The following is a 24,077-nucleotide window of genomic DNA, read 5'->3' on the forward strand; positions in this document are numbered from 1 at the left end:
TCATAAGCATTTGATTTTATCAGATTTATATTTGAGGAATGTCTGGAGGCAAAACTAATGTTATTTTAAGACAAAGAATTGTACAAAAAGGAAAAGAAAGAAAGAATTAATATATTGCACATCAACATATTAACACATTATAACAAAATTAAAAGTGGACATTAAGATAAAAGAGACTAAAATTAAAAAGGATTGAGATATTATTTCAAACCCGAGATATTACTTTTTCCAAATAGTCTTTTACTATTATCTGACACATTTTATAATAAGGTTCTTAACCTATTTCACATATAATTATGGATTAAGTTAACTATGTCTACTATCGGCACTCCCCACAACATCCTTGTACACAATTATCTTTTCCCATTTTCACAACCATTCAAATATTCTCTTTATCTTTGTCCGAGAACCAAATATTTAAAGTGAAATGACTAAGGAAGAACTAATGCGGAAAGCAATTGAGCTTTCAAGAGAAAATGTAGCCAATGGTGGTGGCCCTTTTGGTGCTGTTATTGCGAAAAACGGAGAGATTATTGCCACCGGAGTAAACCGGGTAACAGCTTCCTGTGACCCAACTGCCCATGCTGAAGTCAGCGCTATCCGTGCGGCCGCTTCCAAATTGGGAACTTTCAATCTGAGTGGCTATGAAATATATACCTCATGTGAACCTTGCCCCATGTGTCTTGGAGCCATTTACTGGGCACGACTTGATAAAATGTATTACGGTAATAATAAAACAGATGCCAAAAACATTGGTTTTGATGACTCTTTCATCTATGATGAGTTGGAGTTGAAACCTGAAGAACGGAAACTACCTTCCGAAGTGTTGCTCCACGATGAAGCAATAAAAGCATTCAAAGAATGGATGGAAAAGGAAGATAAGATAGCATACTAATAAAAAAAGTATCCCCGGAGTACTGCATTGTATTTCTCCGGGGATCACTCTCACACACAAAAGTTATATTTATTACTATTGAAAACTCTGATTTAGAAACGCATACCCACCGTTAATAATACTTGGCTACGCGTATTTGTTACCTTAGTCTTGTTCAAAAAATCGTCCGGATCAGTAAATGCATAAAAATCTTCTTTATAAGTGCTGTACTGATAAGCCAGATCAGCATAAATCAGACTCCCTCTATAACCGATTCCCAGTGTATAATTATTCAATGCTTTCGTATTTGCATAATCCGTATCAGTATTGATAGAATTAACTGGTAAGTCCTTATAAGCAAGCTTCTCAATAGCAGCTGAACTATAATTATATCCTAAACGGAATGCAAATTGGGGAATTACCTTATATTCCGCACCCACACGTACGGTATGTACACCTTTTAACATACTGGTCTGGTCATTTTCATAGCTCATCCCACTACCTTTAGGATACATTCCACCATTTTTAGGATAACTGAAATACATAGTCGAATAATCTTCATATTCATATTCAGCACCCACTGCCAAGCTGCTGCCCACAGTATAGCCTAAGCTCAAATTATAAGTCCATGGAGTACGTAGGCGATAAGAACGATCCATGTCACCAACAGCCTGTTGAGTATCAATATCTACCGGCTTGGTCACTTCAGCTCCGTCATAATATAAATCCGATCCTAAAAAGGCACTTGTCGTCAAAGTCAACTTATAAAAAGTCGGTGTATGAACTGCCATCCCAATTCTGAAAGGAGAAGATTCGAAAGGACGTAGAATAGCCCCGATTTTAAAGTCAAATCCCGAGCCACTGATACGATTCCAGCTTTGCAAGAAATAGCCTGCACCTTTACCATTCTCATAATCTTCATCATACCTTGAATATTTACTGTAATCTACATCATAGGCTCCGATGGTGAATCCTAAATAAGCACGATCATTAATATTCAGTGCAACATTAAAATCATACTGATCGATACCACCACGTTCTTCGGAATAGAAGGTAGCATACGGTATTTCGTTAATAATTGATTTATAGATATTTCCGCCATCACTATCTTTATCACCCGTTTCCGCTATTAAATTTCCTTGCCATCCCAATATTGACAACCAACCGATTTCATTATCCCTAAAAGCTTCTCTACCCTCCATAAATTCACTGTTTCTTATTCCATTAGCCTGCTGAGCCATTTGCCAGGTTTGAGAAACAATTTCATTTTTAGGACCGACATTCAATAAAGCATCCATTCCCATGTTCTTGTAGAACGACTTTGATTTATGATAGTTGAATCCAAAGTTTACAAACCGTACAGGAGTATAGTTTCCTATCTTAGTCGACAATACAAATCCAATATTATCATAGGACCAATGAGTATTGTTCAAATTCGAATTAAACATTCTTTTTTCATGCCCTATATAACTACTTTCCATTCCATAAGCAGAAAAACTGAATGAGGTCATAATGTCATTGCTGCGATATATTCCGATACCAGCGGGATTCGTACCTATGGTAGAAATATCCCCACCCAATGCCCCCATAGCACCACCCATACCAACAAAGCGAGCAGTTCCATTCAAGTCCTTGCCGGTAAATTTGGCAGCATCATATATTGTCTGTGCATTTGCAACACTCGAAAGAAGAGTTGCGACTGCTATTATCATTAACTTTTTCATAATCGAAACTTAATTATGTTAGTATTTCATTCTTATCTTCGGCTGCTTCCACCACCACGGCTGGAACCGCCACCACCGCCGCCACCTGAACGGGCACCGCCACCGCTGCCACCGCCACTTGAACGGGAACCACCACCGTAAGATCCGACACTTGACCGTGAGCTGCTACTGCTGCGACTACTAGGTGTATAACTACGGCTGGTAGATGGTGTACCATAAGAACGGCTGGAAGACTGGGTTGAACTTCCTCTATTATATGTAGACGAAGAACGTCTGCTACTGCTGGATGAAGTCCCGACAGAAGAACGAGACGAGCTTGCTCTTGAACCACTGTCATAGGTACTGCGGGTACTGCTCGGACGTGTATAGGTAGAAGAACGACGTGACGAAGAGCTTGCTCCACTTCTGCCTGTACTTACACTTGAACGTGCAGAACTGGAAGAAGAACGTGTTCCAACAACTCGACCCGCTGAAGACGAACTACGACGAGAAGAACTTGTACCTACACTTGAGCGAGTAGTCTGTCCCGCACTGGAATATGAACGACGGGAATTTGAAGAATAACGGTCGGTAGTTCCGAATGAACGACGGTCAGTATAACTGTTCCGTGCCCAATAACCATTATGTCCCCAGTTTGGATACCAGCCATGATGATGATGATGTCCCCAATGACCACCCCAGTAGCCACCGTACCAACCACCCCAGTAACCGGGATAATACCCTCCCCATCCGTAATATGGACTATTCCATCCACCCCAACCCCACATAGAGCCGTATGAGTTATAACGCCAATTCCACCACAACGGATTACTGAAGGTTGGAAATGCATAAGCATATAAACCATCCGTATATACATTCCAATCCCAAGAATTACTGCCATAAACGATGTCCCAATAGAACGGGCTACTAACACTTACGGCAAATCGAGGATTACGGAAACGAATAATGCGTTCGGCATACTCATAATCATCTTGGGAGCCATCGAAATCTCCGGTTACCCATTCACCATCCAAATCCGGCTCTTCTTTTTCAGTAATATATAATGTGTCATTCTCCATTACAAAGTCATTATCACGTGCGTCGTAACGGCGATTATATTCATCTACATCACGAGTATTTCCATTGCGATCCTGAATTATGACAGTAGTTCCGGGAGTCGCATAAATATTCGTAGTAGACTGCCTTTTAACCGGTTCTTTTTTAACAGGTGCCGGTTCTTCTTTGTCCTTTGAAGGAACAAAATAGAGGTCATCATCCACACTTTGTGCCATCAAACCTATCGGGAGACACAGGGTAATTAATAATAAAAAAATAATCTTTTTCATATCTCTGTGGTTTATGGATTGCATTTCTTAATCTTTTTATTCACGTTACAAAGATAGGCAAGGTTATCATCCTTCCAGGGAGATTTTCCCCAAACAATAATAGGGATTTCCCTATTTTAATTACCTTTGCAAGCAAAAACATAACACTTATGAAGTATTTAGAGTTCACGTTTACCACCGATCCTTGCACAGAAACAGTTAATGATGTGTTGGCTGCCGTTTTAGGTGAAGCTGGATTTGAAAGTTTCGTTGAGTCCGAAAGCGGTTTGAAAGCTTATATCCAACAATCCTTATACGATGAAAAAACGATCGAGAGTGCTATCATGGACTTTCCGGTACCTGATACAAAAATCTCCTATGACTTCATCGAAGCAGAGGATAAAGATTGGAATGAAGAGTGGGAGAAGAATTTCTTTCAACCGATAGTTATCGGTGATCGTTGTGTGATCCATAGTACATTCCACAAAGATGTTCCGGCAGCCGAATATGATATTGTCATCAATCCACAGATGGCTTTCGGAACCGGGCATCACGAAACGACCAGCCTCATCATTGGTGAATTGCTGGACAGCGATTTAAAAGGAAAATCCCTGCTCGACATGGGGTGCGGGACTTCCATCCTTGCCATTCTTGCCAGTATGAGGGGGGCAAGCCCTTGTTTGGCTATCGACATTGACGAATGGTGTGTACGCAACTCAATAGAAAACATAGAATTGAATAATATATCCAATATCAATGTTGAACAAGGAGATGCGTCTGCATTAGCCGGAAAAGGTTCGTTTGATGTAATAATAGCGAATATCAATCGAAACATACTATTAAACGACATGAGGCAATACAAAGCCTGCATGCATCCGGGGTCAGAACTTTATATGAGTGGTTTCTACCTAGAAGACATCCCCGTGATCCGTGAAGAGGCGGAACGGAACGGGCTGACCTTTATTCATCATCATGAAAAGAATCGTTGGGCTGCGGTGAAATTCGTGTTTTAATAGTAAAGAATGAAAAAGCCTCATTTGGAGTAGTGTTTCTTTTGCCAGATGAGGCTGCCAAATCGAAAACGGCAACAATAGCCATCTCCTGTTTTTTAGAAAATGCCCTGTTTTCTTTAAAAGGAAGTTTTATTGTAATGTCATCTTCTTCAACTCGTCCAACGAACCATTAAAAACGTTCAAATCAACATCCTCTCCGATCCCCGGCACACTGCCTACATCCGTATGTTGCCAGAAATGCCATTTCCCTTCGTACTTTACAGAATCCACATAATAATGGGCGATCCAATAGGGATAAGTATCAAAAATAGAATCATTCAGATAGCGTGTTTTGAACTTATAGGAAGTATAAAGAATAGGCTTTACACCATAATGTGCCTCTACTCTGTCGAGCCAACGCTTAATGCTCTGTTGCAATTCCTTCGTAGTTTTCTTTCCGGTCACTTCCACATCGAGTACAGGAGGAAGGTCGCCAGGAGCCAGTTTGACGGTTCGTATAAAGAAATCAGCCTGTTTCAACGGATCCGTTTTTGGAGAAAAGAAGTGATAAGCTCCACGAATGAACCCATGATTGCCTGCCTCCGTAAAGTTTTGCACAAAAGCATCATCAGCAAGGTCGCCCCCTTCCGTGGCTTTCATGAAAATAAATTCAATGGGGAAATCCGTCAAACGGCTTTGCAATAGTTGCGGCCAGTCAATCTCGCCTTGGTAATGGGAAATATCAATACCATGTACATCATAGCAACAGGGCATACAAATGCCATACTCCTTCATGCCGTAGCAAGGTTTCCAACGATATGCGTATGGCCGTATGAAGAAATAATAGAATGTAGTAGAAAAGCCGAAAACGATAATAATAACAAGCACATTCCGCAGCCATACGGGCATGGTGCGATGGACAGGCTTCTTTGCCTTCCGGGGAGTGCGGCGGGCAACAGTTGTCTTGCGTGGAGGTATAGGCTTTTTAGGAATCATATTTCAAGTAAAAGTGAAAACAAGAAGTGATGAGTGGCAAATAGCAGATAAGTTTGCTCACCACCCATCACTCATCATTTATCACTCAATGTTATTTAGCTTGTTCAAGCTGCAAAGTCTTGGTAGGCTGGTCGCATACTTCAGTCGGGCCGAAGTACTGGATCGGGCCCGGATATACATAGTCCGTAGTCATCGCCCATTGGTCGCGCAAAGCAGCAAATGCTTTAAACGGTTTGCCTTCCAATTTCACCAGTGCTTTCTGGATAACCGGTTTCATCTCACCGTGACGACGTTCCATGTTCATCATCATCGTGATGGGCACACCACCTGCAATCCATTCTTCGGCAGGAGCAGTAGTGTTGCGTACAGATGACATATAACCCGTCTTACCGTTAGCAATCAGCATAGATGCAGTATATCCCAGTGAATAACAATAATCGGCATCGTAGTTTGAAGGAGCAGCGCAACGGCCTTCATAACCGAAGAAGTGATGTTGAGCGGCAAACTTGCCTACATATTTACCTTCTGCTTTCCAAGTGGCCAGCTTCGTTGCAACCATCTCAGACAGCAGTTTTTCTGTTTCGATCAGTGATACCTGTACGTTTCCATGCGGGTCACGATCCAATGAAAGCTGACGTGCAACTCCTTCCGGAAGACTTGCATAGATAGCCGAGTTTTCGGGAGATAGTTTGCGGATGATATAGTCACGTTGATGAGACTTCTTGATCTGTGAGAACTCTTCGGCATTGTTAGCCAAGAAGTCGTTCAATTCTGAGATCAGACGTTTCATAGCCGGGATAAACTCTACAAGACCTTCAGGAATAAGAACAGTACCGAAGTTGTTACCCTGTGCGGCACGATCGGCAACCACCTTAGCAATATAAGTCACAACATCGTCCAAAGACATGTCTTTTGCTTCTACTTCCTCAGAGATGATACATACGTTGGGTTGAACCTGCAATGCGCATTCCAATGCGATATGAGATGCCGAACGTCCCATCAATTTGATAAAATGCCAATACTTACGGGCAGAGTTACAGTCACGTTGAATATTACCGATTACTTCCGAGTAAACTTTACAAGCCGTATCAAAGCCGAAAGAAGTCTCGATCATTTCGTTCTTCAAGTCACCGTCGATTGTCTTCGGGCAACCGATCACCTGTACACCGGCCTTTTTAGCTGCATAATACTCAGCCAACACGCAAGCATTTGTATTAGAGTCGTCACCACCAATGATAACGAGTGCCTTAATACCCAATTCCTTCAAGATTTCAAGACCTTTCTCGAACTGATCTTCTTTTTCCAGTTTCGTACGACCGGAACCGATGATATCGAAACCACCTGTATTGCGGTATTCATCGATAATGTCAGAAGTAAGTTCCATATAGTTGTGGTCTACCAAACCGCCAGGTCCAAGTATAAAACCGTACAGTTTGCTATCCGGGTTCAAAGCTTTGATACCATCAAAAAGGCCGGAGATCACATTGTGTCCGCCCGGAGCTTGTCCACCGGAAAGGATCACACCTACGTTCATAGCAGGGAGTTGGATAGCTTCTCCGGCTTCGAACTTGATTAATGGCATACCATACGTATTGGGGAATAGTTGTTTGATAGCTTCCTGATCGGCAACTGATTGGGTTGCTGCGCCTTCTACAGCCTTAACAGCCCCTTTCAATGCTTTCGGAAGTTTGGGCTGGTAAGCAGCCCTTGCGATTTGCAATGCACTTTTAGTCATTTCTTTATTTTATATTAAAGGTGATAGTAAATTCAATCATAGAATTCAAAAAGCGATGCAAATTTCGTGTTTTTTTCTGAAATATGAAAGTATAGCAGGGAATAATGTAAGTTAATAGAAGTTTGGGAAAGGAAGAAATACCCTTTGTGAATCGTACAAATATCTTTCATCAATAAATTATCTACTGATATAAAAACACAAAACATCCCCATGTTCCGCATAAAAACATGGGGATGTTCCACATAACAACATCCGGATGTTTTGACATACAACATGGGGATGTTTTTATTCAAAAGGTAGTAAGAAAACAATATAACATCCTAATATCCTTTCATTTACCAACGGAATATCCTTTCATTCAAAAAGCATGTTTCATTCCTCCATTACAAACGCCCCTTTTCCTCACCACCTTCCTCATTTGTTCCTCTTTAATCTTCCTTCTCCCATCCTCCTCCGAGAGCCTTATATACCTGTACCACTGCTATCAGTTCATCACGGATGGCATTGCTCAAGCCTATCTGGGCATCGAAATACCCACGTTGAGCATCGAGTACATCCAGATAATTGATCACTCCGTTGATGTATTGTAGCTGGGCAAGATCAATGTAACTCTTGGACGAACGTTCCAGATTGGCCCGGAGATCATACACTTCCTTAATCTTGTTGAAATTGACAATGGCATTCTGTGTTTCCTTGAAAGCGTTCAGCACGGTCTTTTCATAACTATGCACCTCTGCCTCATAAGCAGCTTTTTTCGCTTTCAATGCAGCACGGTTCTTTCCCCAACCGAAAATGGGGGTCAACAAGGCACCTTCCATGATGGCATAAGGTGATTTCAACAGTTCGGAAAGTACGGTACTCTCCGCTCCCGCCCGACCAGTGAGTGAAATACGGGGGAACATATTCGTATAAGCCACTCCCACTTTCGCATTGGCGGCAATCAACTTCTGTTCAGCCTGCCGAACATCCGGACGACGCTCAAGCAAACCGGAAGGCAACCCAACCGGCAGTTCTTTGGGAAAATTGAAACTTTGCAGCAAACCGCTACGGGCTATTTTATTGGGATATTCTCCGGCAAGAAAGGCAATATCATTCTCCTTAAGGGCAATCCTTCGTTCCAGGTCAGGCACAAGGGTAGCGGTACGGGCAAGCTCCACTTGCGATTGGCGGTACGAAGTCTCGGATGTCAGTCCGCCTTCAAAACGAATGCGAGCCAGACGCACCCCTTCCTCACGGGCCTTCAAAGTTTGCTTCACAATATCAAGTTCAGTGTCGAGTGCCACAAGTTCATAATAAGCCTGAGCCACTTCCGCTACAATGGTCATACGAAGGGCACGCTGCGCTTCTACCGACTGGAAGTATTCCGCAATGCTTGCCGAACGCGCCCAACGCAGGTTTCCCCAAAGATCCAGTTCCCATGAAAACAAGACTTGGGCTTCAAATGTATCACTGCGTTTAAAGTCATCGCCCCCATGGTTTTCAAGTTCCCGTTCACCGGTCACAGTACCTTTAATATCCGGCAACAAAGCAGCAGTCGAGATTCGTTTCTGTGCAGCCATCTCCTTCACACGGGCAGCAGCAATCAGCATATCCTTATTGTATTCCAATGATTTGGTAATCAATCCCCGAAGAGTGGAATCTGTATATATTTCCCACCAGTCTCTATCACCGAAACTCAATGAATCTTGCCGTTGCGCAAGACTATCCGGAAGGTGAAGATCAGGCCGCACATAACTCTTCCCCACTTTGCAGGAAGAGAAAGCAGTCAACATCAACAAGAGGGCAAAAGCTATAAATAATGTATTTCGTTTCATTTTCAGTTACGTTTTAGTTTTGATGCAAAAGGTATTTTTACTCCGGAACTACGGTGACGGATCTTTGAGGTCGTTTTGTATACCATCACAAAGAAGAACGGCACAAGAATTATGCCCAGCACAATGGCAAAGATCATTCCAAAAAACACGCCCGTACCAATTGCCTGACGACTTGCCGAGCCCGGTCCGCTAGCCAATACCATCGGAAGCATACCCAACACAAATGCCAAAGAGGTCATCAGAATGGGACGGAAGCGCAAACGGGCGGCACTTATAGCGGCAGCAACGATGTCTTCCCCATGGTCCACCTGCACTTTGGCAAATTCTACAATAAGGATGGCATTCTTTGCAGCCAGTCCAACCAACATCACAAGGCCGATCTGGAAATAAATATCATTTTCCAAGCCACATATCCATACACCGAGGTAAGCCCCCAACGCAGCTACCGGCAATGACAGTAAAACGGCAATCGGTAAAGTCCAGCTCTCATACTGCGCTGCCAGGAAAAGGAACACGAATAGAAACACCAAAGCCAGTACCAATCCGGTTTGGCCACCGGCTTTCTTTTCCTGATAAGAAAGTCCGCTCCATTCCAGCCCGATATTATCAGGCAAATGATCACGGGCAATCTGTTCCATGATCTCCATGACCTGCCCGGAGCTATATCCTTGCGCAGCTTCCCCGCGGATCACAGCGGTAGTAAACATATTGAAGCGTTTAATGCTTCCCGGCCCCGTCGTATAAGATGCATTGCCCAAAGAAGTCAAAGGCACCATCACCCCATTGGATGCTTTCACAAAGAAGAGGTTAATATTATCCTTATGCTCACGATAGGGTGCTTCCGCTTGGATATATACCTTATATATACGGTTGAACATATTGAAATCGTTCACATAAACCGAACCGGTATAAGCCTTCATCGTAGAAAACACATCTGCCAACGGCACACCCAGCATCTTTACTTTATCACGGTCTACATCGAAATAAAGCTGAGGTATATCGGATTGCAATGAAGAGGACAATCCGGTAATCGCCTTCTGTTTGGAAGCATAATACATCAATGTATCCGTAGCCTGTACCAAGTTCTCGAAAGTAGCATCCCCACGCGCTTCAAGCTGCATCTCAAAACCACCGGAACTTCCCAAGCCGGGAATGACAGGGGGAGTAGAGAGATACACCTTGCACTCCGGATACTCTTTCAGATGCTTTTGCACTTCGGACATGATTTTCTCGATGCTGGTTTCCTTCCGGTCTTCCCAAGGTTTCAGGATTACGGTCAATTCGCTTCGCGCCTGGTTGCTGCCTACGCGCGGACTGCTTCCGGTCACATTTTGAACATAAGCCACATACGGTATTTTATCCAGATACTCGATGGCACGTTCCGTGACTTTCCGTGTGCGTTCCAACGTAGAACCTTCGGGAAGTTCCAGCTCAACCTTGAAATATCCCTGATCTTCTACGGGCAGAAAGCTGGTAGGAATAAGCCGATGAATCAGCAAAATAGCAATCAATACTACCCCGAAAGCACTCAGTACACGTCTTGGGTTTCTGATAATCCGGGTGATAATGTCTACATATTTATTATTTCCGATATTCAGCCATTGGTTGATTTTACGAAAGACGATATTCTTCTTTTTTCCGCTATCCGGTTTGAGGATCAACGAACACATCACCGGACTAAGCGTCAAAGCCACTACTGTAGATATCAATACCGAGACAGCGATAGTTATAGTAAACTGACGGTAGAGTTGTCCCGTAATACCACCCAGAAAGCTCACGGGCACAAACACCGCACAAAGCACCAATGAAGTGGCAATCAAGGCACTGCTCAACCCTTGCATGGCTTTCTTCGTAGCCTCGTAAGGACTCAGCTTTTCCGTCTCCATAATATGTTCCACATTTTCCACAACGACAATCGCATCGTCCACCACTATACCAATAGCCAGAATTAATCCCAACAAAGTAAGAATGTTCAGCGAAAAGCCGAAGATTAGCATGAATCCGAACGTACCGATCAGCGAGATAGGCACTGCGACAATCGGTATCAATGTGGCACGCCAACTCTGCAAGGAAAGATAGACAACCAATACCACCAAAACGAGTGCTTCAAACAACGTTTTATACACCTCATGAATCGATTCTGAAATATAAGTTGTCATGTCAAACGGAATCTCATAACTCAACCCTTCGGGGAAGTTTTTACTGATTTCCTCTATGGCAGCTTTTACATTATCAGCCACTTCGATAGCATTCGCACCTGGTAACATATAGATGCCGAGTACTGCCGCATTTTCTCCATTGATACCACTCTCCGTACTATATGAGGAAGCTTCCAATGAGACACGGGCAACATCCCTTAAACGGATAATGGAACCGTTGGCATTGGCACGTACCACAATGTCCTCAAACTGACCGACGCTCGAAAGACGTCCTTGTGTGGTAATAGGTATGGTAACGTCCAATCCTTTCACCGGTTGCTGTCCCAATACACCGGCAGCCGACTCACGATTCTGGTCTTTCAAGGCATTTTGAAGATCTTGTACCGTCAGTCCGAAATTCGCCAACTTGTCCGGTTCTGCCCATATCTGCATGGCATAATACCGGCTACCGATATTCGACACGCGCCCCACACCCGGGATGCGACGAAGCACATCAAGTACATTGATCGTAGCAAAATTACTCAGATAAATCTCATCAAACTTAGGGTCGGTAGATGTCAAACAGAGAGTCATCAACTGGCTGGGCGCTTGTTTCTCCACCGAGATCCCGTTCTGAATCACCTCGGCAGGAAGACGGGACTCGGCAAGTTTCACACGATTCTGTATTTCAACAGCCGCCAGGTCGGGATCGGCAGAAACATCGAAAGTAATCGTTGCCGAAAAACCTCCAGAATTGGAACTGTTAGATTCCATGTAAAGCATTCCGGGAGTACCGTTAATCTCCTGCTCTATAGGTGTAGCAACTGCCTGAGAAACAGTCAGCGCACTAGCTCCGGGATAGGAAGCACTTATTTTCACAACCGGAGGAGTGATCTGAGGATACTGATCTACCGGCAACATTGTCAGTCCGATAATACCGATAATAACAATTACGATTGAAAGCACGGCCGAAAAGACCGGCCTATCTATAAAAAAACTAACCTTCATTACTTCAATACTTTTTATTCACCTTGTGATTCCTGAGTCACCACCCGGACTTGCATTCCCGGTGTCAGTTTATGGAAACCTTCAACGACTACTATCTCTCCTTCTGCAAGACCACGTTCTACCACAACCTTGTTGCCAAACTCCGGTCCAAGTTCTATAAAACGTTTTTCAACGGTAGAATTTTTACGCATCACATAGATATAAGCCCCTCCTTTTTCAATGGTTACGGCTTTCAGAGGTACTACAATAGCTCCCTCACGTACATCAAGCAACAGTTTGACCTTTGTGAATTGCCCCGGCAGCAGTACTTGTTGCGGGTTAGGCATCTCTGCACGGACAGAGAAAGTACCCGTCTGGGGATCGACTTGCGGTTCGGCAAAATCAACATAGCCCTTAAAAGGATAGACCGTATTATCTGCCAAAGTGATGGTTATGTTCGGTTGCCAGGAACGACTTGAATCTCTCTGGCCTATATTTATATTCCGCTCCTTACTTTTCAGGTAATCCAAAGCGGTCATGCTAAAATCAACCAACACCGTATCACTCTTCACAATGGTAGCTAACAGGGACTTGCCTCCCGGACCCACTAATGTCCCCAAATCGACATTTCTTTCGCTGATATGTCCTGAAAGCGGGGAACGAACCAATGTATATCCCAGTTCAAGTTCCGCTTGAGCTAAGTCAGCCTCACTCATAGCAACGGTAGCCACCGCACTTTCATAAGCAGCCTCAGCATTGTCAAGATCCAACTGGCTGGCTGCATTCTGCGCATACAAAGGTTTGATACGTTCAAAATCTCGTTGAGCTTTTAATGCCTGTGCCTCGTCTTTCTTTAATTGGGCACGTGCCTTATCAGCTTTAGCACGATATTGTTCCTGATTAATGACAAAAAGTACCTGATTCTTATTTACATAGGTACCCTCGGCAAACAACATCTGTTCAAGATATCCTTCGACACGAGCGCGTACCTCCACAAATTGTTGCGCACGAATACGCCCTACATATTCACCATAGATCTCCACATCATCTTTTGTAGCAGCTTCCACCACAACAGTTGGAACATCAGGCAAAGCCTTACGCGGACGGGTAAACCACCAATAGCCTCCCAGTAACAAAACGATGCAAACAACAGCAGCAATGGTTCTCTTTTTCCTTATTTTCAGTTCTTTCTTCGAGAAGAATGATCTCATAACTACACGAATTATTTAATTTAACTTATGTTTGTTCTATCTTCTTATAATGCAAGTTTTATACCAAAATCTTACGGTTTATCTTTCATTACTCAATATCAGCCTTTTATATATTTATCAAGTAAAGAGGGACATTGTGGAATTTCTTTGCCGACTGTGGATTTTATCCACAATTCCGACTTTTGGAACATAAAACGAGATAAATGCCCTCATAACTAAACAAATTATCATGTACATTTGTATTATTTTATAAAGTATATAACAAAGACACACAATGAAAAAACAATTATCTTTGACATTGGTTCTATTGTCCTGCCTTTTTCTAGTTCTACCAGTTTCCGCACAACAACGAAAAAAGGTAGGCGTAGTGCTTAGTGGAGGCGGAGCAAAAGGCGTAGCACATATCGGAGCATTAAAAGTCATCCGCGATGCCGGAATCCCGATCGACTACATAGCTGGTACAAGTATGGGGTCCATCATCGGAGGATTGTCTGCCATAGGGTATACCCCGGAACAACTAGAAAAAATGGTCAAAGAGCAGAACTGGAATTTCCTGTTAAGTGATCGAATCAAAAGAAGCGAACAAACCTTGGCTGAGCGACAAAACTCAGAAACTTACATAATTTCAATTCCTTTCTCCAAAACGTTAAAAGATAGAGCATTGGGAGGAGTTATCCAAGGACAAAACTTGGAAAACCTTTTCCAGAACCTCACGTTAGGATATCATGATTCGATTAATTTCAACAAACTCCCCATCCCTTTTGCCTGTGTATCCGAAAACATTGTAAATGGGAGTAAAATAGTATTCCATGATGGAGTACTTTCTACTGCTATGCGTGCCAGCATGGCCATTCCGGGAGTGTTCACCCCTGTCAGACTGGACAGTATGGTATTGGTAGACGGTGGCATGGTAGACAACTATCCTGTAGATGTGGTGAAAGCTATGGGAGCAGAAATCATTATCGGAGTCGATGTTCAGAATAATCTTCGAACTGCAGGAGAACTGAATAGTGCAGCCGACATCTTGAACCAAATAGTCAGCCTGACCGGACAAAAGATTTATTTGGAAAACATCAAAGAGACTAATACGTACATCAAAGTAGATGTACAAGGATATTCTGCTGCCAGTTTCAATGCCCCGGCATTGGATACGCTGATGCACCGAGGTGAAGAAGCTGCCCGTAGCCAGTGGAACGAACTCATTGCGTTGAAAAAAAAGATCGGAATCCCGGAAGACTATAAAGCTACTTATCCGGAACTGGAATTATCCACTTATGAATCCAAAGATTTCTTTGTTAAAGAAATCATGTTCTCCGGTATCGAAGATGACGACAAGAAATGGATGATGCGCAAATGCAAACTTTTAGAAAACAGCAATGTCACCATGGAGCAGTTGGAACAGGCACTATCGATCCTGAGAGGAAGCCAAGCTTATTCAAACGTCAGTTACAAACTGGCCAATACTCCCGAAGGCTACAACCTCATATTTCTCCTGGAAAAGAAATATGAGAAGAACATTAATCTGGGCATTCGTTTTGACTCAGAAGAGATAGCTTCCATGTTATTGAATGCCACTCTCAGCCTAAAGACCAAAGTGCCCTCTAAAGTTTCTGCCACAGGCAGACTCGGAAAACGTTATGTGGCGCGTTTAGACTATACATTGGAACCTATACAAATGCGTAATTTCAATTTCGCCTATCAGTTTGAGTACAATGACATCAACATATATAATCATGGCGACCGTGCTTATAATACAACCTATAAATACCATGAAGGAGAATTCAGCTTTTCCGATGTATGGTTCAATAATCTTCGTTTTGCAGTCGGGGCACGATTTGAATATTTCAAATATAAAGACTTCCTCTATACCGGGCCTGAATATAATATGGTAGTAAAACCGGAACATTTCTTCAGCTATTTTGCCAACATACATTATAATACCTATGATAAAGGCTATTTCCCGACCAAAGGAACAGACTTCAAAGTGGGATATTCCCTTTATACAGATAATCTTACGCAATACAACGACCATGCACCCTTTTCTGCCTTAAATGCATCATGGACAGAAGCATTCCAAGTCACAAACCGATTTGCACTTCTCCCCTCTATTTATGGTCGGGTATTGATAGGTAGAGATGTCCCCTACCCTTATCTCAATGCATTGGGAGGAAATTATTTCGGTCGTTTCCTGCCCCAACAAATGCCTTTTGCCGGAATCGACAACTTGGAATTCACAGACAATTCCATTGTCGTAGCAGCCTTGAAGCTTCGCCAACGGATGGGAAGTAAAAATTATATCAGTTTGATCGGGAATGTGGCTGTATCAGACAATAACTTTTTCGACATATTGAAAGACAAATGGATGTATGGCTTTAGTTTAGGTTATGGATATGACAGCATGTTCGGTCCCTTGGAAGCATCGTTGGGGTACTCCAACCAAAGCAAGAAAGTGGGATTTTACATAAATCTAGGATTCTATTTTTAATCTATTATTTGTTCAGCCCGAAGAAAGTACTTATCTTTACCGCTGATATATTTTTAGTATTCATCTAAAACTAAGAGATTATGGCAAGTAGAAGAAACCTTAAGAAAAATGTAAATTATATTGCTGGGGAGTTGTTCTCAGAGTGTTTAGTCAATAGTATGTTTGTACCTGGTACGGATAAAGTAAAAGCCGATGAACTCATGAATGAAATCCTTCTTATGCAGACCGATTTCGTCAGCCGTATCAGCCATACCGAACCGGGCAATGTAAAAGGGTTCTATAAAAAGTTCCATGTTGACTTCAATGCCAAAGTAAACGAAATTATTGATGCCATCGCGAAATTGAATTAAGAATGAAGAAAGCCCTTTATAGCTTTATTTATTATCGCCTGTTGGGTTGGAAAACGAATGTGACGGTGCCTGATCTTGATAAATATGTCATTTGTGCGGCACCTCACACTAGTAATCTCGATCTTTTCATCGGTAAATTATTTTACGGAGCCATCGGTCGGAAAACAAGTTTCATGATGAAGAAGGAATGGTTCTTCTTTCCTTTGGGACTTATTTTCAAAGCAGTAGGTGGTATCCCGGTCGATCGGAAGCACAAAACATCTTTGGTAGAACAAATGGCGGAACAGTTTGCACGCAGTAAACAATTCCACTTGGCCATCACTCCTGAAGGTACCCGTAAATGTAATCCGAACTGGAAAAAAGGATTCTATTACATAGCACTAAAAGCGCAAGTACCTATTGTACTGATCGGCATAGATTATCCTTCAAAAACAATTTCTGCCACAAAGATGATTACTCCCAGTGGAGATATAGATAAAGATATGCGTGAAATAAAGCTTTACTTCAAGAACTTCAAAGGAAAATATCCCGAAAACTTCAGTATCGGCAAAGTGGAATAATGATGAACGGTTAAAGGTCAATATCATGCAGCAATTACGTATTTCTATCGTACAAACCGATATTGTCTGGGAAAATAAACAAGAAAACCTCCGTTTGCTCCGTGAAAAGCTTGAAACTCTTCGCGGAACAACGGAGATTGTTGTTCTACCGGAGATGTTCTCTACCGGATTCAGCATGAATAGTCAGCAATTGGCAGAACCGATAACCGGCATAACCATTCAAACACTGAAAAGTTGGGCAGCGGAATTCCAATTTGCTCTTTGCGGAAGTTTCATCTGCAACGAACATAGCCTTTATTATAACCGCGCCTTTTTCCTGACTCCCGAAGATAATGAATATTATTATGATAAGCGCCATCTTTTCCGTATGGGCAGGGAAAGAGAACACTTTTCAGCCGGTTCGTCCTCAAAGCAGATCATTTCATACAAAGGCTGCAACATACGCTTGCTAGTGTGCTACGATCTTCGTTTTCCCGTATGGAGTCGTAATATCAATAATGAATACGATCTTCTTATCTATGTAGCCAGCTGGCCTCAACCCCGCCGGTTGGCATGGGACATATTGCTTCGTGCCCGCGCTTTGGAAAACATGTGCTATGTTTGTGGAGTCAACCGGGTAGGTACGGATGGCAATCATCTTATATATAATGGCGGAAGTGCAATCTACTCTGCCAAAGGTGAAACATTAGTTTCCATACCAGACGGAGAGGAAGGTATTGCTACCGCCATGTTAGACCTCCAATCCTTAAAACAATTCCGCGAGAAATTTCCTGTATGGAAGGATGCCGATACCTTCCGGATGTAGGTTTCGGTCTGCCCCGATGCCGTTAAGTGACTTAAACAAACAAACGTTAAAAACAGGCGTTGGAATCAACAATACCTACAACATGGTAGTTTTATTTATAAAGTTCTTTTGTATCTTTGTCGTTCAGAAAAACAGTCGCACGACTTTAATCTAACATTACTTAATTAAAGAATTTATGAAAACCAACTTAAGTTCTCAAATCACTCTCAACAGGGTCTCCCCCAGATACTACAGACCAGAGAATGCTTTTGAACGGTCGGTTCTGACCCGACTTGAAAAAATCCCTACAGACATTTACGAATCTGTTGAGGAAGGTGCAAACCACATAGCATGTGAAATAGCACAGGTAATCCGTGACAAGCAAAAAGCAGGACGTTTCTGCGTACTGGCACTCCCCGGAGGGAATTCACCTCGTAACGTATATTCCGAATTGATCCGTATGCACAAAGAGGAAGGATTGAGCTTCCGCAATGTCATCGTCTTCAACATGTATGAATATTATCCGCTAGCTTCCGAAGCTATCAACAGTAATTTCAATGCTTTGAAAGAGATGTTGCTCGATCATGTAGATATCGACAAGCAGAACGTATTTACTCCGGACGGGACAATTGCCAAAGACACAATATTCGAATATTGCCGTCTTTACGAACAACGCATTGAAAGTTTCGGTGGCATCGACATTGCACTGCTGGGTATCGGTCGTGTAGGTAACATTGCTTTTAACGAACCGGGATCACGCCTGAATTCAACGACCCGCTTGATTTTATTGGATAGCGGATCACGCAATGAAGCTTCCAAAATATTCGGAACAATCGAAAATACTCCGATCAGTTCTATTACAATGGGAGTCTCAACCATATTGGGAGCAAAGAAAATCTATCTTTTGGCATGGGGTGAAGACAAAGCAAGCATGATCAAAGAGTGCGTAGAAGGTGCCATCACGGACACAATACCTGCATCTTATCTGCAAACTCACAATAATGCTCATGTAGCCATCGACCTTTCTGCAGCCAGCAACTTGACTCGTATTCAACGCCCTTGGTTGGTAACTTCCTGCGAATGGAATGATAAACTGATCCGTAGTGCAATAGTTTGGTTATGCCAGCTTACCGGGAAACCGATCCTGAAACTAACAAATAAGGATTACAATGAGAATGGCTTGAGTGAGCTACTGGCTCTTTTCGGTTCGGCATATAATGTAAATATCAAAATATTTAACGATTTGCAGCACACCATTACAGGATGGCCCGGTGGCAAACCGAATGCAGACGACACTTATCGTCCTGAACGTGCCAAACCATTTCCGAAACGTGTCGTCGTGTTCTCTCCTCATCCTGATGACGATGTTATCTCTATGGGCGGAACAATCCGTCGACTGGTAGAACAGAAACATGAGGTGCATGTGGCTTACGAGACATCAGGTAATATTGCGGTAGGTGATGAAGAAGTAATCCGATTCCTGCATTTCATCAACGGTTTCAACCAGATATTCAATAACAGTGAAGACCAGATTATCAATGATAAATACATTGAAATCCGCAAATATCTCAAAGAGAAGAAAGACGGAGACATGGATTCACGTGATATTCTGACCATAAAAGGATTGATTCGCCGTGGCGAAGCCCGTACAGCCTGTACTTACAATAACATTCCTCTGGATCGTGTCCATTTCCTCGATTTACCGTTCTATGAAACAGGGAGAATTCAAAAGAATCCGATCAGTGAAGCCGATGTTGAGATTGTCCGCAACCTGTTGCGTGAAGTGAAACCTCATCAGATATTTGTAGCAGGTGATCTCGCTGACCCACATGGTACTCACCGTGTTTGTACGGATGCCGTATTTGCCGCTATTGATCTGGAAAAAGAAGAAGGAGCAAAATGGTTGAAAGACTGCCGCATCTGGATGTACCGAGGCGCATGGGCCGAATGGGAAATTGAGAATATAGAAATGGCAGTACCTATCAGTCCGGAAGAACTTCGTGCAAAACGCAATTCTATCCTGAAGCATCAGTCTCAAATGGAAAGCGCACCATTCCTAGGCAATGACGAACGTTTGTTCTGGCAACGCAGTGAAGACCGTAATCGGGGTACAGCCGCATTATACGACAATTTGGGTCTGGCATCTTACGAAGCAATGGAAGCTTTCGTAGAGTACGTTCCCCTATAAATATTTAGTAAATAAATCATAAAGAAGAGTAGAGAGTGACGAACTCTTTACTCTTCTTTTGTTAATATGCTAAAGACAGATATATATGAAACAAGAAAATACAAATGAACGGCTGCTCCCAATGACCGGAGCATATAACATGAGAGACTTGGGCGGTTACAAAAATATAGAAGGCAACCATGTAAAGAGAAATACTTTTATCCGTTCGGATGATTTGGGCAACCTGACAATTACCGACCTTGAATATTTAGCACATTTACCACTTCGCACTGTCATTGATTTCAGAGGTGAAGAAGAAAAGCGTTCCACACCGGATCGTCTTCCTGAAACCGTTTCAAAATACATCCAACTACCTATTGAAGCTGGTGACATAAGTGATATAGCCCGTTCTGACAAAAACGACATGGCAACTGTTATGGAGCAAGTTTATGGATATATCATCCGAAATCAACAAAGTACCTATAGCGAGTTTTTCAAAATCATTTCAGTCAATAAGAACACTCCCCTTCTTTTTCATTGCTCGGCAGGAAAAGACAGGACAGGCATAGCAGCCGCACTTTTGCTTTCAGCCCTTGGCGTTGACCGAAAAACGGTTATTGAGGATTATATGTTGTCTGCCAAGCATATTCCCCAGAAATATGAATTTATCACAAAGGCGCATCCGGAACTGAAGCCGTTAGTCACGGTTAAAAAAGAATATATCGAGACCGCTTTTCACGTAATGGATAAAGAATACGGAGGGGTAGAGAACTATCTGGTTAATAACCTTGGAGCCGATATTAAAAAACTGCGTGAATTATATACGGAATAACGGAAATTACTCTATTTTTGCACACGTGATATCCCATCCGTAGGAGATCGTCAAACAAGACCGGAGTTTATGAGAAAACTATATTTATTCCTTTTGTTTCTGGTCGCAGGAACGAATTTGCTATTCGCACAGGCTATTGAGAAGAATGTAGAAGAACGATTGAATGAATTCTTCAGCAATTATACTTCCGCTTTTGCAAAAATCAATCCACCCTCTTTGAAGAGTATAAACATCGATTTTGAACGAAAACAACTAAGAATCGATGCTTCGGAAAGTTTTGCCTACCAACCGTTTTTACCGGAAACGGTAGAGGCTATCTATGAGCAAATAGAGAATCTCCTACCCGGTCCCGTCCGTTTCTTCAGAGTTACGGTTTATGCCGATGGCAGACCTATAGAAGATCTTGTGCCCAATGCTTATCGTAAAAAGAAAAAAGACAAAGATCGTCTTTCATTAAATATCGATTACAAAGGCAGTCCGTGGGTAAAGAATATCTCCCGTCCTTACGAAATATCCAAAGGGTTACAAAATAGGCATATCGCCCTGTGGCAAAGTCACGGACAATATTTTAAGAATGATAAAGGGGAATGGGGCTGGCAACGTCCCCGGCTGTTCTGTACAACAGAAGATTTGTTTACCCAGTCTTTTATTCTTCCTTATGTAATTCCTATGTTGGAAAATGCAGGGGCTAACGTTTTCACTCCCCGGGAACGGGATACACAGAAAAATGAAGTGATCGTAGACAATGACACCAAAAACGGTTCTATATATCTGGAAATGAAAAGCCGGAAAGCTCGTTGGGCAACAGCGGACGGAAAAGGTTTTGCACAAAAGAAACGTATTTATAAAGACGGGAAGAATCCTTTTTTGGATGGAACCTCCCGTTATGCCCGGACGGAAAAGAAAAAGAACAAAGCTTTTGCAGAATGGATACCAACGATTCCACAAACAGGAAACTATGCCGTATATGTATCCTATCAAACCTTACCCAATAGTGTCAGTGATGCCAAATATCTTGTATTCCACAAAGGGGGAGTCACTGAATTTAAGGTAAATCAAAAAATAGGCAGCGGAACCTGGGTTTATCTAGGTACTTTCGCCTTTGATAAAGGCAGCAACGATTATGGCATGGTAGTTCTCAGCAACGAAAGCAAAGAAAATGGCGTGGTATGTGCCGATGCCGTACGATTCGGAGGGGGTATGGGAAATATCTCACGCGGTGGAAGTGTCAGCGGCTTGCCCCGGTATCTGGAAGGAGCGCGATATTCTGCCCAATGGGCGGGAATGCCTTACGAAGTTTATGGAGGTCGCAAAGGTGAAAATGATTATATTGATGATATCAATACACGTTCAAACCTCCTTAATTACCTCTCCGGTGGATCGATATTCAATCCGGGACAACAGGGATTGGGTGTTCCGTTCGAAATGACTATGGCGTTGCACAGTGATGCAGGTTGCAGTAAAACGGATGAGATTATCGGCTCTTTGGGAATATATACGACTGATTTCAACAACGGACGGTTGAATACGGGAATGGACCGTTATGCTTCACGTGATTTAGCAGATATTCTTCTGACCCAAATACAGAATGATGTAAGCACAACATACAACCTGCCTTGGACACGTCGCAGTATGTGGAACCGGAATTACAGCGAAACACGCTTGCCAGCCGTACCTTCGACGATTATTGAATTACTTTCTCATCAGAATTTTGCAGATATGCGGCTGGGGCATGATCCGAATTTTAAGTTTACCGTAAGCCGCGCCATCTATAAAGGAGTACTCCGCTTTCTGAGTAGCCAGCACGGGAAAGAATATGTAGTACAACCGTTGCCGGTAAGTAATTTCTCTATCCGGTTCGGAAAGAAAAAGAATACGCTGGAACTTTCCTGGCAAGGTGAAAACGACTTGCTGGAACCAACGGCTCAGCCTAAAGAATATATGGTATATACACGTGTCGGCTATGGTGGATTTGACAATGGTGTATTGGTAAGCAACCCTTCATATACGGTCAAAATAGAACCGGGACTGGTTTATTCTTTTAAAATAACAGCCGTCAACCGTGGCGGTGAAAGTTTCCCCTCAGAGATATTGTCGGCTTATAAAGCAAAAGAGGAGAAAGGAAGAGTACTGATTGTTAATGGCTTTGACCGTCTGAGTGGCCCAGCAATAATCAATACCCCGACTGCGGCCGGATTCGATCTGGAGCAAGATCCGGGTGTACCTTATTTATATAATATCTCACTAAGCGGTACACAAACCGGATTCGATCGGAAACAAGCCGGAAAAGAGGGAAAGGGTAGTCTGGGATACAGTGGGGGTGAATTCGAAGGAATGCATATAGCGGGAAACACTTTCGACTATCCGTTCATTCATGGAAAAGCCATACAGGCAGCCGGCAGTTATAGCTTTGTATCGTGTAGTGACGAAGCTGTGGAAAACGGCAGCGTGCAACTGGAAGAATATCCCATCGTAGACTACATGCTTGGACTGGAAAAAGAAGATGTAGCCAACCGGGTATACTATAAAACATTCTCTTCCCCCATGCAACGCATCATCACATCCTATTGCCAATCCGGTGGAAACATCCTGGTCAGCGGATCATACGTAGGAAGTGACATGAGTAATTCACAAGGCAACCGGGAGTTTACGGAAATGATATTGAAATATGGCTATCAGGGTTCGTTACAAGACAGCCATTCGGGACAAATTAACGGATTAGGGCAGACTTTGACCATTCCCCGTTTGCCTAATGAAGAGATGTATGCAGTACCCGCACCAGACTGCATTGTCCCATTATCACCCGCATTTTCCGTACTCACCTATAGCCCCGGAAACCAAAGTGCAGCTATCGCTTACAAAGGCAATTACCGAACTTTCGTCATGGGTTTTCCATTTGAAAGTATCCAATCGGAAAAGGACCGGGCAACGGTTATGGCGGCAATATTAAAATTCTTCGAATAAGCCTATCATACTAAAAGTACAGGTACTGTCATGTCAGGACACATGTGTCCGGTTTCGAGATAATCGCTCCACTCTTCCAGCAGAGTTACTCTTTTATTATAAATTTCCTTTCCAAAAGTTCATTCTCTCCCAAAAAGTTCTATCTTTGCCCCTATCATTA

The 24,077-nt window shown here is 42.8% G+C and carries 16 protein-coding genes; 9 read left to right on the forward strand and 7 right to left on the reverse strand.

Annotated elements, in window-relative coordinates; translation table 11 throughout:
• Window positions 1–427: 427 nt before the first annotated feature.
• Window positions 428–895, forward strand: coding sequence for a nucleoside deaminase (locus H8744_RS17515; protein ID WP_262436081.1), 468 nt, complete (start codon window positions 428–430; stop codon window positions 893–895).
• Window positions 896–987: 92 nt separating this feature from the next.
• Here the strand turns inward: H8744_RS17515 and H8744_RS17520 are convergent, their stop codons facing one another.
• Window positions 988–2,598 carry an OmpP1/FadL family transporter gene (locus H8744_RS17520; RefSeq protein ID WP_262436082.1) on the reverse strand — a complete coding sequence of 537 codons (1,611 nt, stop codon included), beginning with the start codon at window positions 2,596–2,598 and terminating at the stop codon, window positions 988–990.
• Window positions 2,599–2,630: 32 nt separating this feature from the next.
• Window positions 2,631–3,923, reverse strand: coding sequence for a hypothetical protein (locus H8744_RS17525; protein ID WP_262436083.1), 1,293 nt, complete (start codon window positions 3,921–3,923; stop codon window positions 2,631–2,633).
• 149 nt (window positions 3,924–4,072) lie between these two features.
• Between H8744_RS17525 and prmA the strand changes: the two genes are divergently transcribed.
• Window positions 4,073–4,915 carry a 50S ribosomal protein L11 methyltransferase gene (prmA, locus tag H8744_RS17530; protein ID WP_262436084.1) on the forward strand — a complete coding sequence of 281 codons (843 nt, stop codon included), beginning with the start codon at window positions 4,073–4,075 and terminating at the stop codon, window positions 4,913–4,915.
• Between the two features lie 129 nt (window positions 4,916–5,044).
• Here prmA and H8744_RS17535 read toward each other — a convergent pair whose 3' ends face one another.
• The 5 genes from H8744_RS17535 to H8744_RS17555 form a co-directional block, all read right to left on the reverse strand.
• Window positions 5,045–5,890, reverse strand: coding sequence for a glycoside hydrolase family 25 protein (locus H8744_RS17535; RefSeq protein WP_262436085.1), 846 nt, complete (start codon window positions 5,888–5,890; stop codon window positions 5,045–5,047).
• A 91-nt stretch (window positions 5,891–5,981) separates the two neighbouring features.
• Entirely contained in the window at window positions 5,982–7,625 is a 1,644-nt protein-coding gene (locus H8744_RS17540) for a diphosphate--fructose-6-phosphate 1-phosphotransferase (RefSeq protein ID WP_262436086.1), read from the reverse strand.
• A gap of 428 nt (window positions 7,626–8,053) precedes the next feature.
• Entirely contained in the window at window positions 8,054–9,439 is a 1,386-nt protein-coding gene (locus tag H8744_RS17545; protein WP_262436087.1) for an efflux transporter outer membrane subunit, read from the reverse strand.
• A gap of 2 nt (window positions 9,440–9,441) precedes the next feature.
• On the reverse strand, window positions 9,442–12,585 hold the full coding sequence (locus H8744_RS17550) for an efflux RND transporter permease subunit (RefSeq protein WP_262436088.1): 3,144 nt from the start codon (window positions 12,583–12,585) through the stop codon (window positions 9,442–9,444).
• 14 nt (window positions 12,586–12,599) lie between these two features.
• On the reverse strand, window positions 12,600–13,775 hold the full coding sequence (locus H8744_RS17555) for an efflux RND transporter periplasmic adaptor subunit (RefSeq protein ID WP_262436089.1): 1,176 nt from the start codon (window positions 13,773–13,775) through the stop codon (window positions 12,600–12,602).
• 274 nt (window positions 13,776–14,049) lie between these two features.
• Here H8744_RS17555 and H8744_RS17560 point away from each other — a divergent pair, with 274 nt between their 5' ends.
• The 7 genes from H8744_RS17560 (at window position 14,050) to H8744_RS17590 (ending at window position 23,917) form a co-directional block, all read left to right on the forward strand.
• The gene (locus H8744_RS17560; protein WP_262436090.1) at window positions 14,050–16,260 is read left to right on the forward strand and encodes a patatin-like phospholipase family protein; all 2,211 of its coding nucleotides are present in this window, start codon (window positions 14,050–14,052) and stop codon (window positions 16,258–16,260) included.
• 80 nt (window positions 16,261–16,340) lie between these two features.
• Window positions 16,341–16,610, forward strand: coding sequence for a hypothetical protein (locus H8744_RS17565; RefSeq protein WP_262436091.1), 270 nt, complete (start codon window positions 16,341–16,343; stop codon window positions 16,608–16,610).
• A 2-nt stretch (window positions 16,611–16,612) separates the two neighbouring features.
• The gene (locus tag H8744_RS17570; protein ID WP_262436092.1) at window positions 16,613–17,170 is read left to right on the forward strand and encodes a lysophospholipid acyltransferase family protein; all 558 of its coding nucleotides are present in this window, start codon (window positions 16,613–16,615) and stop codon (window positions 17,168–17,170) included.
• 25 nt (window positions 17,171–17,195) lie between these two features.
• The gene (locus H8744_RS17575; RefSeq protein ID WP_262436093.1) at window positions 17,196–17,975 is read left to right on the forward strand and encodes an amidohydrolase; all 780 of its coding nucleotides are present in this window, start codon (window positions 17,196–17,198) and stop codon (window positions 17,973–17,975) included.
• A gap of 175 nt (window positions 17,976–18,150) precedes the next feature.
• Window positions 18,151–20,142 (forward strand): glucosamine-6-phosphate deaminase, encoded by a 1,992-nt coding sequence (locus H8744_RS17580; RefSeq protein WP_262436094.1) that lies wholly within the window; start codon window positions 18,151–18,153, stop codon window positions 20,140–20,142.
• A gap of 85 nt (window positions 20,143–20,227) precedes the next feature.
• Window positions 20,228–20,953 carry a tyrosine-protein phosphatase gene (locus tag H8744_RS17585; RefSeq protein ID WP_262436095.1) on the forward strand — a complete coding sequence of 242 codons (726 nt, stop codon included), beginning with the start codon at window positions 20,228–20,230 and terminating at the stop codon, window positions 20,951–20,953.
• 69 nt (window positions 20,954–21,022) lie between these two features.
• Window positions 21,023–23,917, forward strand: a complete 2,895-nt coding sequence (locus tag H8744_RS17590; RefSeq protein ID WP_262436096.1) for a golvesin C-terminal-like domain-containing protein — start codon at window positions 21,023–21,025, stop codon at window positions 23,915–23,917.
• Window positions 23,918–24,077 lie beyond the last annotated feature (160 nt).

This window comes from Jilunia laotingensis, assembly GCF_014385165.1.
Classification (GTDB): domain Bacteria; phylum Bacteroidota; class Bacteroidia; order Bacteroidales; family Bacteroidaceae; genus Bacteroides; species Bacteroides laotingensis.